Source organism: Vibrio sp. Vb1729 (genome assembly GCF_033338655.1).
Lineage (GTDB): Bacteria > Pseudomonadota > Gammaproteobacteria > Enterobacterales > Vibrionaceae > Vibrio > Vibrio alginolyticus.
Window position 1 is genome coordinate 1 of record NZ_JAWOTB010000048.1, and the last position, 14,149, is coordinate 14,149.

Annotated in this window: 15 protein-coding genes; 8 read left to right on the forward strand and 7 right to left on the reverse strand. The window is 43.2% G+C overall.

Annotation, left to right across the window (positions count from 1 at the left end; genetic code table 11):
- Positions 1 to 794 precede the first annotated feature (794 nt).
- The gene (locus R7E29_RS19385) at positions 795 to 2,189 is read left to right on the forward strand and encodes a BspA family leucine-rich repeat surface protein (RefSeq protein WP_053303747.1); all 1,395 of its coding nucleotides are present in this window, start codon (positions 795 to 797) and stop codon (positions 2,187 to 2,189) included.
- 240 nt (positions 2,190 to 2,429) lie between these two features.
- Here R7E29_RS19385 and R7E29_RS19390 read toward each other — a convergent pair whose 3' ends face one another.
- The gene (locus tag R7E29_RS19390) at positions 2,430 to 2,675 is read right to left on the reverse strand and encodes a hypothetical protein (RefSeq protein ID WP_046873683.1); all 246 of its coding nucleotides are present in this window, start codon (positions 2,673 to 2,675) and stop codon (positions 2,430 to 2,432) included.
- Positions 2,676 to 2,715: 40 nt separating this feature from the next.
- Positions 2,716 to 2,931 carry a DUF3820 family protein gene (locus R7E29_RS19395; protein WP_005375557.1) on the reverse strand — a complete coding sequence of 72 codons (216 nt, stop codon included), beginning with the start codon at positions 2,929 to 2,931 and terminating at the stop codon, positions 2,716 to 2,718.
- Positions 2,932 to 3,073: 142 nt separating this feature from the next.
- On the opposite strand from R7E29_RS19395, the gene R7E29_RS19400 reads away from it, so the two are divergent.
- Positions 3,074 to 3,382, forward strand: coding sequence for a cysteine-rich CWC family protein (locus R7E29_RS19400; protein ID WP_213906715.1), 309 nt, complete (start codon positions 3,074 to 3,076; stop codon positions 3,380 to 3,382).
- Positions 3,383 to 3,420: 38 nt separating this feature from the next.
- Here the strand turns inward: R7E29_RS19400 and R7E29_RS19405 are convergent, their stop codons facing one another.
- Positions 3,421 to 3,765: a HopJ type III effector protein gene (locus R7E29_RS19405; protein ID WP_046873686.1), complete on the reverse strand. Its 345-nt coding sequence runs from the start codon at positions 3,763 to 3,765 to the stop codon at positions 3,421 to 3,423.
- A gap of 199 nt (positions 3,766 to 3,964) precedes the next feature.
- Here R7E29_RS19405 and R7E29_RS19410 point away from each other — a divergent pair, with 199 nt between their 5' ends.
- A complete protein-coding gene (locus R7E29_RS19410; protein ID WP_213906716.1) occupies positions 3,965 to 5,734 on the forward strand; it encodes a choice-of-anchor I family protein in 1,770 nt (589 codons plus the stop codon).
- A 68-nt stretch (positions 5,735 to 5,802) separates the two neighbouring features.
- On the opposite strand, the gene R7E29_RS19415 is transcribed toward R7E29_RS19410, so the two are convergent.
- Together R7E29_RS19415 and phhA are read right to left on the reverse strand one after the other, a co-directional pair.
- Positions 5,803 to 6,141: a 4a-hydroxytetrahydrobiopterin dehydratase gene (locus R7E29_RS19415; RefSeq protein WP_054867569.1), complete on the reverse strand. Its 339-nt coding sequence runs from the start codon at positions 6,139 to 6,141 to the stop codon at positions 5,803 to 5,805.
- Entirely contained in the window at positions 6,131 to 6,925 is a 795-nt protein-coding gene (gene phhA, locus R7E29_RS19420) for a phenylalanine 4-monooxygenase (RefSeq protein ID WP_005375564.1), read from the reverse strand. The genes R7E29_RS19415 and phhA overlap by 11 nt, the downstream gene beginning before the upstream one ends.
- A 222-nt stretch (positions 6,926 to 7,147) precedes the next feature.
- Between phhA and R7E29_RS19425 the strand changes: the two genes are divergently transcribed.
- Positions 7,148 to 9,121, forward strand: a complete 1,974-nt coding sequence (locus tag R7E29_RS19425; RefSeq protein ID WP_054577128.1) for an acetoacetate--CoA ligase — start codon at positions 7,148 to 7,150, stop codon at positions 9,119 to 9,121.
- Positions 9,122 to 9,270: 149 nt separating this feature from the next.
- Here the strand turns inward: R7E29_RS19425 and R7E29_RS19430 are convergent, their stop codons facing one another.
- A complete protein-coding gene (locus tag R7E29_RS19430; protein WP_005375567.1) occupies positions 9,271 to 9,846 on the reverse strand; it encodes a class I SAM-dependent DNA methyltransferase in 576 nt (191 codons plus the stop codon).
- A gap of 171 nt (positions 9,847 to 10,017) precedes the next feature.
- Between R7E29_RS19430 and R7E29_RS19435 the strand changes: the two genes are divergently transcribed.
- Positions 10,018 to 10,896 carry a LysR family transcriptional regulator gene (locus R7E29_RS19435; RefSeq protein ID WP_005375568.1) on the forward strand — a complete coding sequence of 293 codons (879 nt, stop codon included), beginning with the start codon at positions 10,018 to 10,020 and terminating at the stop codon, positions 10,894 to 10,896.
- 176 nt (positions 10,897 to 11,072) lie between these two features.
- A complete protein-coding gene (locus R7E29_RS19440) occupies positions 11,073 to 11,966 on the forward strand; it encodes a cation diffusion facilitator family transporter (RefSeq protein WP_054577127.1) in 894 nt (297 codons plus the stop codon).
- A 151-nt stretch (positions 11,967 to 12,117) separates the two neighbouring features.
- Here the strand turns inward: R7E29_RS19440 and yddG are convergent, their stop codons facing one another.
- The gene (gene yddG / locus R7E29_RS19445) at positions 12,118 to 13,020 is read right to left on the reverse strand and encodes an aromatic amino acid DMT transporter YddG (protein ID WP_042521459.1); all 903 of its coding nucleotides are present in this window, start codon (positions 13,018 to 13,020) and stop codon (positions 12,118 to 12,120) included.
- A gap of 120 nt (positions 13,021 to 13,140) precedes the next feature.
- Between yddG and R7E29_RS19450 the strand changes: the two genes are divergently transcribed.
- The gene (locus tag R7E29_RS19450) at positions 13,141 to 13,290 is read left to right on the forward strand and encodes a hypothetical protein (protein WP_170960375.1); all 150 of its coding nucleotides are present in this window, start codon (positions 13,141 to 13,143) and stop codon (positions 13,288 to 13,290) included.
- A gap of 12 nt (positions 13,291 to 13,302) precedes the next feature.
- Positions 13,303 to 13,953 (forward strand): isoprenoid biosynthesis glyoxalase ElbB, encoded by a 651-nt coding sequence (gene elbB / locus R7E29_RS19455; RefSeq protein WP_054577126.1) that lies wholly within the window; start codon positions 13,303 to 13,305, stop codon positions 13,951 to 13,953.
- Positions 13,954 to 14,149 lie beyond the last annotated feature (196 nt).

Below are 14,149 nucleotides of genomic sequence, written 5' to 3' on the forward strand. Positions count from 1 at the left end.
TGCCGACATGATGGCACCTCCCAATATTCAGCGACATAGCTGAGTGTAGTGCAGGTGTGGGGCGTACCATCTTATTAGCGTTTTAGTTCACATGCTCCGCCTGACGTTACTTAATTTTGGCCTATAAAAAATTTTTATTCATTGCAAATGAATGAGCAATGACAATCATTCAGTTTTCCCTTAAAGCCAATCACACCAATATCTAGATCACTGATTTCTTAGCTTGCCACTGCTAGCGTGTGTGTTTCTTGATGTAAAACAGGAAATAACACACATGGCACTACCCACGCTCACCGAGGATAAAGGCAAAGCTTGACTCTTCAAGGTCATTACCTAAATACCAGAGCTAAATGCTTGTCTAATGAGGTTATTCTTGGATAGTGGAATGACAACACTAGAGATATACCGCATCCAAGTTCGTGATATTGTGAAGAAGAATGGACAGTTAACAAAATTCTTTGCGGTTAAAAGATGGTGAGCATCCTAGCATACTAATCGGTAGAAGCACTTTTGCAGTATGACTGGAACATAATGACGTGAACGTACCAATCATTCATTTGATGATTGGGGATAAGTCATTAGAAACAACATTGAGGCTAATATAAACAGATACTGTAAGTATGTTAGCCATTGCTGATATGGAGTTTAAAAATAAAACATATGCTGAACAGTTGTGTTGTAGTGGTCAACTAAAATTTAGAGGGGCACCTTGTATATGGAAAGCTTCGTCTGTTTTTTATAGTAGAATAGACATAATATACAACAGGTTAAGTTTTATTGAATAAGGGAAGATAATGCAGAAGTTACAGCCAATTCTTTTGATAGGATTATTTTTACTGGCAGGCTGCGAAAAAGAAGCTACCCCAACACATCCGCTTATGCGGCAAGAATTGGTTGAAATGATCAAAGCAGGTAGAGATGTAACTCAGGTAGATGTTTCTAAAATTAAAGATATGAGTAGACTTTTTGCTCATAGGCATACATTTAACCAAGATATCTCTAGATGGGATGTTAGTAACGTTACTAACATGTCCTATATGTTTCATGATGCTAAAGCGTTTAATCAGGATATCTCTGGATGGGATGTTAGTAACGTTACCAATATGACCAATATGTTTAGCCATACTCATTCTTTCAACCAGAACATATCGGGGTGGAATGTTAGTAATGTGACGGATATGACAGCCATGTTCTTTGCGGCTAGGACCTTTAATCAGGACTTGAGTGCTTGGAATGTCTTGAATGTGGCCAACTATATGACTTTCAATTACGATGATGATGAAATGACTTCAGCGCTGACGGATGAGCATAGACCCAAATTTCTTCCAATGAAGGTTACTGTCGATGATATTAAGGCGATGCTCTACTTCAAGGAGGATATATCAAACGTTGATACTTCTGAAATAACAGATATGAGTAAGCTTTTTTATGAAATGCATTCCTTTAACCAGGATATTTCTAATTGGGATGTTAGTAATGTAACCAACATGGCGGGAATGTTTTGGAAAGCAGACTCTTTTAATCAAGACCTATCAAAATGGAATGTCTCCAATGTGACCAATATGAGAACTATGTTCGGTGGTGCTAGCTCTTTTAACCAAGATATTTCAAACTGGAACGTTGGCAAGGTTGAGGATATGAATGGAATGTTTGCTAAGGCAAAGTCTTTCGATCAGGATATCTCAAGCTGGAATGTAAGCAAAGTCAAGACTATGGAAGGTATGTTTGCTAATGCTGTATCATTCGATCATAGCATAAATCTCTGGGATGTAAGTAATGTTGAAAATATGTCCTACATGTTTTATCTGGCGAGAAAATTCAACCAAGACTTATCAGAATGGGATACAACTAGTGTACGATATATGTCGTATATGTTTCATGGAGCGAGTAAATTTAATGGAGATATCTCATCTTGGAACACGGGTTCTGTGCACTACATGAAAGGTATGTTTTATCAAGCAGAGAATTTTAATCAAGACATCTCCAACTGGGATGTTACTGGAGTGAATAGTACTTATATTATGTTCTACGGAGCCAAATCTTTTAATCAGGACATAAGCAATTGGGATATAAGAAATATTAACTCAATGTGGGGAATGCTTCATGGTACAGAGTCCTTCTCTTATGATTTATCCGATTGGGCTCTTGATTCTATTTTATACGCAGATCCTGAAGAATCTACTCTTTAATCCTTTCTCTAGATTTCCTATAGTTAAATCACTGATAAAGCATGTACATTTGCGTGGATACTTATTTCTCTAAATAAGCGTTCTCAATTGTAAACGGTATAATCTAATTGGTACACACACCAAAAGGATACAGTGCTAGGACTGAATGGCCCAAAAAGAGTCAGCCTAACGGTCTGGCTCTTTTGAATGAAAAAATAGTCTGGTGGGAGAACTTGTAAGGCTGTGGCAGGTTACACTCACTTACTCCTTAGGCAGGTGACCAGTTTCCTTCGCAAGCTTTTGCATCGCCTCGGCAAACGTTGTTGTCCCGCCTTTAGCTTTTACCTGTATTACCTTATACCCCATTTTTTCCAACGCTTGGCGCTCTGCCAAAACAGCTTTGTCATCTTGCTGGCTACCTTGAGCTGGCTGATGAATGTAACATCCCTCTAATTTACCATCTTCGACCAATTGGTGGTGTTTCAGTGCATCGATATCAAAATTCATAATAAGTCTTTTCATTAAAAGTGGCAGTTTCTGTGGCTAGTTACATACGCTTCAAAGGCTTCACGACACTATCTAAGCCTTCAATTTTGAGCGCTAAACACAGCTTGAGCAAATCCCCTAGTTCGCCGCTTGGCCAGCCCTTTTTATCGAACCACAGTAAGTATTCTTCAGGTAGGTCGATTAACACTCGCCCTGCGTATTTCCCAAATGGCATTTGCATTCTAGCGAGTTTAATGAGGTTTTCTTTTTCTAACATAAGTGACAAAGATTTGAGGTAACTCGTCCAAGAATATCACTGCCGCCCTCTCCTCACCAGTAAATCGCACTCACGTTTATTTTGGCGGCCTTGACTCGCTTTGTGCTAGAGTACGCGGCATAAAAAATGGAACGAGAAAGCAATGAAGTCACCTTGTCGAGCAGCATGTAAAAATAACGCCGGAATATGCTCTGGTTGTCACCGAACGATGGATGAAATCATCCAATGGAAAGGCAAAACCGATCTCCAACGAGATGCGATTATCGAACAAATCGCAGGAAAAGATTCAACGCACAATTGTCCTGAGTGCGGGACTCAAGCCCATTGTGATATCGACGCAGGCAAAGAAACCTGTTGGTGCTTTACTATTGAAACCCGTGATTTACCCAAGCCAAGCGCCAACCAGTTGTGTTTGTGCCGAAAATGTCTAGAAAAAAAGCCAGTCGCATAATACGACTGGCTTACTGTTCTGCGTTTTCTGACTGGTGTTTATTTAGCGGTTAAAGCGGGTGCTTCAAACTTAATACCATCCCACCCTGTTACCATAAAATTACGAATATTCTGGTGATCGCTATTCTCTGGATGCTGCAATACATCTTCACGATAAAAACGGCCAAAGCAGGCTAGCGTCGCTTCTTTGTCTAGGTTATTTAGCAAGCCGAAAGCGAAGATCTTACACGAACCGTTGTTCTCACCCGCGTTGTTTTGCGTCTCACCATTAACAAAAGCGGTTGGCTCAAACGTATAGTTTTCTTCGATCACCGCCATCGTTGCTTCAAATTCGACCTGCTCTGGTGAAGCTGCCAACAAATCTAAAAACGATTTTAATTCCATTATTCCTCTATCCCTACTTCATCATTTTGATGACACATTAGTTTCATAAAAAGCCAATATAAGAGTCATCAATCATACATATATTCAGAGCCTTACCAAATCACACGTCATTCAGCGTTCCATCATTCCAATTGCGGAAATGGACAGAAGCATAAACCCCATGCTGATTGACAACGTATCGGATTGATAAGGAGATATCATGATCACCCCTTTAAAGGCAATCGGTGCACTCGCATTGTCATCACTTGCCATCGCGTGTTCATCACAACCCGAAGATACCGTGGCTTCATTCGCTACACAATGCAAACCTACCACTGCGCCCGTTGCTGGGGAAACTTCAATTCAAGGGTTAACGTTTATCGGGACATCCGTTGCTGATGCCCCATTCGACACATCGGCAGCTGAAATCGTCAGTTATGACGCCTGTACAGATAAGCTCTATGTGATCAATGCTGAAGCAAAACGTGTCGATGTACTTTCTATGGATGACAACGGCGTACCAACGCAAACCGCATTCATTGATCTCAACAGCGCTGGCGAAGCAGCGGGCGTTGAAATTGGCGCTGCAAACAGTGTCGCTGTATTCAATGGTTTGGTCGCGGTTGCGATTGAAAACAGTAATAAACAAGCGAATGGTATTGTTGGTTTGTACCGCTCCGACGATTTGTCATTAGTCACGACGTTCCCAACAGGCGCATTGCCAGACATGGTGGGCTTCTCGAAAGATGGCCGATACATCGCAACCGCTAATGAGGGCGAACCAAACAGCGATTACAGCGTCGATCCTGAAGGTAGCGTCACTTTGATCGATCTGAGCCTTGGTGTTACTCAAGCAGAAGTGTCACAAATTGGCTTTAACGAGTTTGATGGCTCACGAAAAGCAGAGCTTCCAATGAATGTACGTATTTCGGGGCCAAACGCCACCATCGCACAAGATCTAGAGCCTGAATACCTCACTTTTGCAGATAACGGTAAAATCTATGTCGCGCTACAAGAAAATAACGCCATGGCAATCGTCAATCCAGTGAGCAAATCGGTAGAAAAAATTGTTGGCTTAGGTGAGAAGTCTTGGTCGGACGCTAAACTCGATGCATCTAACAAAGACAAAATTATTGGAAACTTGAAAAGCTACCCACAACTGGTTGGCTTATTTATGCCTGACACCATCGACAGCTACTCAGTGGATGGGAGTACTTACATCGTATCTGCAAATGAAGGAGACGGGCGTGAGTACGGATTCAAAACCACTCAAGAACACTGCGACAAAGCAGGCTTGATGTGGGATGAAGACGATTTCCTTGGTACAGATGAATACACATCTGAGCAAGGGACCTGTCTAAGCCATGTTGATGAAGTGCGCGGTAAGAAGCTGAAAGTAGCAGCAGAGCACCCACTGGCAGAAGCACTAAAAGACAACAAACAACTCGCGCGTTTAAAAGTGATTAAGCCGGAACAAACGCTTTCTGCACAAGAGAATGTTCAAGCATTTGGCGCGCGTTCATTCTCGATTTGGGATGAAAATGGCAAGTTGGTCTTCGATAGTGGTGACGATTTCGCGACCATCGCGCTGCTGAATGAAGGTAAAAACTTCAACAGTACCAACGATAACAATCACAGTGGCGATGACCGAAGTGATGATAAAGGCATTGAGCCAGAGGCGATTGAAGTAGCACAAATTAACGGTCGCCATTACGTGTTCATCGGCTTAGAGCGCCAAGGCGGTATTATGATTTATGACATTACCGATCCGAAACAAGTGCAGTTCCTACATTACGTAAACCGTCGTGATTACAGTCAGCCAGTGTGTACACAAGTGGAAGGTGGAGAATGCACCAACGACACATACAATCCAAAAGCAGGCGATTTAGGCCCAGAATCCATCAATTACTTTACCCGTAATGGTAGTCATTTTATCGCTGTTGGCAATGAGGTATCTGGCACGACATCCGTCTTCCGAATCAATCTATAAAGTAATGTAAAAGTCATTTAGAACCAAAACGCCCGACGTAAGCCGGGCGTTTTTTATGAGGTAATGTCCTACTCTGCCGATGCTAGCGCGTCACATTTTGATGCGCAGATAAAATCGTTCTTATGCAGACCTTTGATCGAGTGACTCCACCAAGTTACGGTGACCTTACCCCACTCCAACATAATAGAAGGATGGTGGAACTCATCTTCTGCCAGTTCCGCGATTTTGTTACTGAAAGCCCATGCTTGTTTGAAGTTCTTAAATTTATACACCTTTTCTAGTTGAGGTATGTCTTCTCTTTCAATGATCTGCCAATCAGACAATTGCAGCAGCAGAGATTGTTGTTCTTCTTTGCTTAGTGCAATGGCATCGATACTACAAGCTTCGCATTTTTGTTCATTCAACATGAGCAGGTTCCTTTGGTTCAAAAAGTGGAGGAAGCAGTCCAGCTTCAATCGCTAGATCGGCTTGTTTCAATAAATTCAACTGACTGATTTTAAAAAGCTGAGAAAAGTCATCAATCACGTAGTACTTCGGTTGCATGATGTCGATACGATAAGGCGTTCTCAGCACAGTTTGTAATTCAAATGGGTCGCGAATTGCTGCATCACTCTCTAATGCGTAGAGGGTTTCGCCAGGAGATGAAAGAATACCACCACCGTAAATTTTGGTTTTGTCCCCTTCTTTCACCAAACCAAACTCTACGGTAAACCAGTAGAGACGAGCGAGATAGGCTCTTTGTTTTGGGGTAGCGGCTTGCCCTAGTTGACCATAATGCTCGGTAAATGCAGCAAAGTCTGGGTTGGTTAACATCGCGCAATGACCAAATATTTCGTGGAAGAAATCTGGCTCCTGTAAGTAATCGAACTCATCTCTTGTACGCAAGAATGTGGCGACTGGAAAGCGCTTATTACCGAGTAGATTAAAAAATCGGTCGAAATCAATAAGCGCGGGAACGGGCTCCACTTGCCAACCTGTTGTCTCCATCAAGACACGATTAATTTCTGGTAACTGAGGAACGCGGTCTTGAGGTAAATCAAGCAGCGTCAAACCGTGTAAATAAGCCTCACAAGCTCTGTTTTGGATCACACCCATTTGTCGTGTTACCAAATCTCGCCAAATGGCGTCTTCTTCACGGCTCCATTCAACCCTGCCTTCCTGGTTTACGGGTTTAGAACGATACTGCGTCATGGCTCATCTCCATTAACAAATCCTTTACATTAAGCCTATCTGTAGTCTTAAGAGCTTCCAATCCCTGCGCGATTTTCTCAGCACCATCCCGATGTAACATATTGTTTACAATGCATCATAACTGCATGATTTTTATGACACGATATAATCTCTGGCTTGTTTGACTTTATCGTGTATTCCTCTCAAACTAAAACCTGTTATCACTTTGTTATAGAGGGACCTATGCGCGAGAGCAGCAAAGTATGGCACCCGAGCGAAAGTCGTATCGAAGAAGCCAACATTACACAGTTTATTGAACACATTAATCGACAAGGAAATACCCTTGAAAGCTTCGCTGATCTGCATCAATGGTCACTCGATCATGTAGAAAAGTTTTGGCAGGAAGTTTGGCTATTCTGCGACGTCATTGGCACTCAGGGAGAGACCATAAAAGAGCGAGCAGAAAGTCGCTGGCAGCAACCTGTTGAAAATAGGGATATAAAATGGTTCCCAAACGCGCAAATTAACTACGCCGAAAATTTGCTAACCTACGCGTGTCACCAACCCGATGATCTCGCGATTTGGTTTGAAAATGAACGTGAAGAAAAACAGACCTACACCTGGAAACAATTGTGCGAAGAAGTTTCGAGTGTGCAGCAATGGTTGAAAGAATGTGGAATTAAGCAAGGTGATGTCGTCGCTGGTTATTTACCTCACCTACCTCAAACGGTGATAGCTATGCTAGCAACCACCAGTTTAGGGGCGACCTGGACTTCCACCTCACCTGATTTTGGCGTCGAAAGCGTTTTGGAGCGCTTTGGTCAAGTGAAACCCAAAATCCTGTTTACTTGTGATGGCTATACATTCAATGGCAAAACTTTCGATATGTCTGAGAAAAACCAGCATATTGCGGATCATCTTGATGGTCTTAAACAAGTTTGCCAAATTAGCTACCTTAAACCACACATTTTTGAATGCGATGTCTGCACCCAAGATTGGCAAAACGTCCTGAATCAATACACACCCGAAGCGCTGACTTTTACTCGTGTGAATTTTAACGATCCGCTATTTGTGCTCTATTCTTCAGGCACAACAGGCAAACCGAAATGCATCGTTCATTCCGTCGGCGGAACGGTGCTTAATCACTTGAAAGAGCATCAACTGCATTGCGATATTCAACCGAACGAACGCGTGTTTTATTACACGACCTGCGGTTGGATGATGTGGAACTGGCACGTTTCTTCACTCGCGAGCGGTGCATGTTTGGTGATTTTTGATGGTAGCCCTGTTTACCCCACTCATGATGTGCTCTGGGACCTCGCAGAACGAGCCGAAGTGACGCTATTTGGAACCTCAGCAAAATACCTAGAGGCGCTGGAAAAAGCATCTTTTTCTCCGCAGAAAAGTGATGCATTTCCAAGTCTGAAAACCATTTGCTCAACGGGCTCTGTTCTGTATCCAGAACAGTTTGATTATGTCTATCAGCACATTAAAGAAGATGTACACCTCGCCTCGATTTCTGGCGGAACAGACATTTGTGGCTGCTTTGTATTAGGCAACCCTATTTCTCCCGTTTATCGGGGAGAGTGCCAATCAGCAGGGTTAGGGGTCGATGTCCGAGTCTTTAACCCACAAGGTAATAGCGTAATGGGAGAGCGCGGTGAGTTGGTTTGCGCCAATTCATTACCCAACTTTCCTGCTGGCTTTTGGAACGACACCGGTGAGAGATATCATCGCGCTTATTGGGATAAATTCGACAATATTTGGCACCACGGCGATGATGTTGAACAGACCAGCGTTGGGGGATACGTGTTTTATGGTCGAAGTGATACCACGTTGAATCCCGGTGGCGTAAGAATCGGCACGGCCGAAATCTATCAGCAAGTGAACTGTATAGACGGTATTCTAGATTCGATCGCAGTAGGAAAAGAAGTCGATCGCAACGAACAAATATGGCTGTTTGTCCAATTAGTCAAAGGGGTAGAGCTCAATGACGAGATGATCGCTTCCATCAAAGCACAGCTAAAGTCTGCATGTTCTCCAAGGCATGTACCTAGTGCAATTTACGCAATAAGCGATATACCTAAGACACGCTCAGGAAAGCTGGTCGAGTTAGCCGTTAAGCAAGTCGTTAACAACCGAAGCGTCGAAAATTTAGGCGCAATAGCCAACCCTGAAGTGCTGGAGGAGATACGCAGGATAGTCGTCTCAAAATAACCTCCGAAGACTAAGTTGTTCGAGTATGTCCTTGCCTGCACCACGACGACTTGTTTAGAGCAAGTGAAGTTACATATACCCTCAGCAGATAAGAAAAAAGCGAGCTTGTTAGCTCGCTTTTGTCATTTTGTGTTCTTTATTCAGCAGTATTAGCGGCGACCAAGCCCCATTAATACCGACATTGTTTTACCGTCAGATACAATGTCAAAAACGTGTTGCGATTCAACTTCAGTAAAGCCTGCTTCTTTCAGTGCACGCTCAGACTTCGCAAGGGTAAAACCGTCTTGTTCACATTCTGCAATCCAATCAAAATGAACAAAATAGCCGCCGTGGTTAAGTAGAGAATGCGAGATCGTTAATGACGCGTCTAAGTCTTCCACGAACGCTAAAACTGATGATGCAACCACCAAGTCGAACTGTCCACGAAACGCAGGGTGCTGAGCGACCAAGCCGCGAGATAATGCATCTACCACAGGTTCTACGTTGACGAGCTCTTTTTTATCGAGTTCCTCAATCATGGCTTCCGATGCGTCTAATGCTACGATGTCTTTAACCATCGGTGACAATCGTTGACTTAACTGCCCTGTTCCGCATCCAAAATCTAGTACTTTAATGCCATCAAGCTGAGTTAGCTGTTGTAACTGCTCAAACACCGACTGCGCAAATTGCTCTGTTGCTGGATTTGATTCCCAGTTTTTTGCTAAGCCGTCCCAATCTTGTGCCATCGTGGCCTCCATGTTCACTTTTTGTAACCCACATAGATTACCGCAAAACCGTTAAAAGACCATAGACTTATCTGGCGGATTCGCGTTTTTTTCGATAATCTTTCATGGCTTTGGGAGCGCATCTGCATAATACCCAAATTATTTGAATTCATTTATTGGTTGTGTCAAATCATGAACTTAACTCAAGTAGAAGCCTTCTGCACCATCGCTGAGTGTGGTTCTGTTTCTGAAGCGGCAAGGCAACTCGACTGCAATCGTACCAAACTCAGTATGTCGATTAAGGCATTAGAGAAAGATCTCGACGTTGAATTGTTTAACCGAACTGGCAACCAGCTCACCCTCTCTGAAGCTGGGAAAGCCATTTACAAAGATTGCGAACACCTACTTATCATCGCACAACGGGTCAGAAAGACCTGCGCTCAAATCTCGGAAGGGTTTAACGCGGAAGTTTGGGTAGCACGTGACGACTCCTTACCTGATGATCTCTGGCAAGAATTATCTCATACATTGAATAACCGCTTTCCTTCAACAACCTTCAACTTAATCTTGGCATCCAGTGGCGACTTAGCCAACTTGGTCAGTACCCACCAAGTAGATTTTGCTTTCGGCGTTGATTATGAGCGAGTAGACGATCCTCGTATCGTATATAACCCATTAGGCAAGATACGTATGATGTCAGTATGCAGTGTAGAACACCGCCTAAGTAAGATGCGCCGTGTCTCAGACGAAGATCTACGTAGTCAGATGCAAGCACTAATGGTGTACCTAAATGAGAAAGACAACCCTGAACTGCAACCTTTCTCGACTCGATATATTGGTTTTTCGAGTTTTGACTACATGCTGAACACCATCTTAGAAGAAGACGCTTGGGGCGTGCTTCCAGAACCATTAATCCGCCATTACCTTCGTCAGCAGAAGCTCGCCGTTATCAAACACACATACGGATTGACGCAAGAAGACTACTGTATGTTTTCACCTAACGGCCATACTGAGCATCCAGCAATGACGTGGTTAGCAGATAAATTGAGCGAGTATTTATTTGACTTCTAAACATTTTATCAGTGAGCGTCAATTTTACTGACACCAAAAAATCACAGTAAGCCATTGTTTTATAGGAATATAAATAAAAACGCAATTTTTTAGATTAGTTACTGGTCACTTTGTGGTTGCCTAAATTACCTTATGAGCGAAGAATAGTAAGGTATTAAAATTCAAAGGCATCTTTTATGTGTGACAGGACAAGCAAAAACGAAAACCGTATTCTAACCATTTCAGCCCTTTTGGCATCTGGGTTCGCTGCTGGTGGTATGGTACTTGGCTTGCTTGTAGGCTCAATTGTCATCGTGTTTGACGGTGTTTACTCTTTGGTCAGCTTACTGTTAACTTTATTGTCACTGGCCGCTTCTTACTATATTAACAAGCCTTCAAAATCTGTATTCCCATTTGGAAAAGCGGTCTTAGAACCAATCGTTATTGCGATAAAAGCAGCCGTCATTTTAGTGGTTGTAAGCTTCTCTCTCTACTCTGCGATATCAGCATTGATGTCTGGAGGTCGTGAGGTCGATGCTTCTATTGCGACCTTATTCGGCGTTGTGAATGTTATCGGCTGTGGTTACGCTTGGTGGTTTATGGCGAAACGCAGCCGCCGCTTCTCATCAGGCTTGATTGAAGCGGAGAAAAAACAGTGGCAAATGGATACTCTGCTAAGTGTGGCGGTGACCGTAGGATTTATCTCGGCTTGGGCTGTTTCACTAACGCCATTCTCTGAGTATGCGGTATATGCCGACCCCATGATGATGGTTTTAATGGGCTTTTACTTCCTCAAAGTACCGTTCGATATGCTAGTAGGTGCCTTACGTGAACTACTAATGATGGCACCAAGCAAAGAGCTGTGTCAGAGCGTTGGCAAAGATGTTCTTGAGATTGAAAAAGTAACTGAGCATCAATTGAAACTGGCTGGCGTAACGAAGGTTGGCCAAGAGCTACGAGTAAATGTGGACGTACATATTGATGACGACACATTGGAGCTTGATACACTAGAGCACACTCGTAAGCAGCTTATCAAGCGACTGTCGAAGCACAGATTCAAGCTTCAACTACACTTGAACGTCGCTTATTAGAGCGCCACCAAAGAGCCGTTAAAACTCAATAAAAAGCTCCCAATCTCGGGAGCTTTTTTAATTTTTTCGATTTAGTTGCTTCGTTTTCGAATACAGCTCGCAAGGGAGATCTGTTCGTTGCTCACTTAAATTCTCCGATCTCGTTGGTAACTTACCCAGCAGCTTCGCGCTTCTCTTTGGTGACTAACCAACACATCAGCGAACCCACCGTTACCATCACAACGCCCTGCCAAAAGCTATGGCTCAGAGTTACGCCAAGAATAATGGAAGAAAATAAAGCGGAAAAAATGGGTGTGAAGTAAGACAAGGTGGCGAGAAAAACCATATTGCCGCCAACGATCGCGATATTCCATAAACCATAACCACCAGCCATTAAAGCCGCAGAGGCCACTAAGTACCCCATCGCTTCCCAACTGAATGTCATTGGTGGCTCATCCGTAAACGCGTATTTGACCCAAAGCGAAACAGCTGTTGCAATAAAAAACAGGGTAATCGCATTATGTTTAGATTGCTGCCTTTGGGTTAAGTTGCAATAAAAAGCCCATATAACCGCGCCAGCGAAAGCCATAAAATACACCAGAGGGTTACTACTAACATTGGACATGATCTGAGTTATGGATAAGCCATTCTCACCGCTCACAGTCCAAGCAACCCCAACAAACGCCAGCGTAACTGCTGGATAAAGCAACCAGTTTGTTTTTTTATTGCTGCCAAGGACCGCAAATAAAACCGTCAGTGCGGGCCAAAGGTAGTTGACAATCGACACCTCAATTGCCTGCGCGCGCGAGTTGGAATATCCCAAAGATAGAGCGAGAAATATTTCATAACAAACGAACATCGCACCACCAAGCACAAGATACTTGGGAGAAAAGTAAGACAACTTTGGAATACCGACCACGATAAGAAGGAAAACAGAGCTAAGAGAGTACAACATGGCTGCCCCGCCTACAGGACCTAAACTCTCCGTAACCAACCTCGCGATGCCAAGCAGACAACTCCAAGAGAGAATCGCGATACAACCATAAAGTGTGAAACGAAATTGCACTGATTTCATGTGACCTACCACTCACGAATGCCAAAGGAAACGTCAGCTTAACTCAAAAATGATCAGGTTCAACGTACTGTTTTATAAAAATCAGTATAAAAATCATTCTATTAAGCCGTTGGAGTTGATATGAAACATTTTCTGCCCTCTAGTGTTATGCTTACACCCTTTGTTGTGCGCTACTATGATGAAGATGGCAACGAGAGTGAAAACGTTAAAACACACTCGGAAACGCATGGTCTAGATAGCGAAGAGCAATCTAAGGAACGTTCAGAGTAAAGGAATCCAAACATGAAAAAAGTCGCAGTCATTTTAAGTGGTTCAGGCGTTTACGACGGTTCTGAGATCCACGAAGCAGTGTTGGCGCTCTACGCCATCGAGAAAGCAGGGGCAACTTGGCACTGCTTTGCACCTAACATTGACCAACTCCATGTCATCAATCACCTAACTGGTGACGAAATGGATCAAACCCGTAACGTCTTGATCGAATCAGCTCGTATCGCACGCGGAAACATTGACGATGTTGCCAAACTTAACGTTGATGAATACGATGCCCTACTGCTTCCTGGTGGATTTGGTGCTGCGAAAAACTTAACCGACTTCGCCGTTTCAGGTGCAGAGTGCTCCATTAACACACACGTAGCTCAAGCTTGTCGCGCGTTTGCTAATGCGAAAAAACCAGCTGGCTATCTGTGTATTTCTCCTGTCATTATTCCGATGATTTATGAGCAAGGCGTGAAAGGAACGGTAGGCAACGATGAGGCAGTCTCAATAGCATTTAATCAAATGGGCGGTGAACACACCACGTGCCCTGTCGAAGACATCGTTTTTGATGAAAAACACCTCGTACTTTCAACCCCTGCTTACATGTTGGCAGAGAATATCTCTCAAGCAGCTTCAGGTATCGAAAAGTTAGTATCAAAGCTGATTAAAATAGCTTAATTATTAGTAGTTATCTTATAAAACACTTCTCTATCCCCATTGATAATTAAGTTATTAATGGGGATTTTTTATACTTTAGTCGAATTTAGAGATATATCCGCGTCAGAAGTCAATTTCCGCCAATCGTTTGCGTCCATAGTTTCATATTTGTTCTACTTTATATCAGTGTTGCACTTATACGCAGTGCAACAAGATC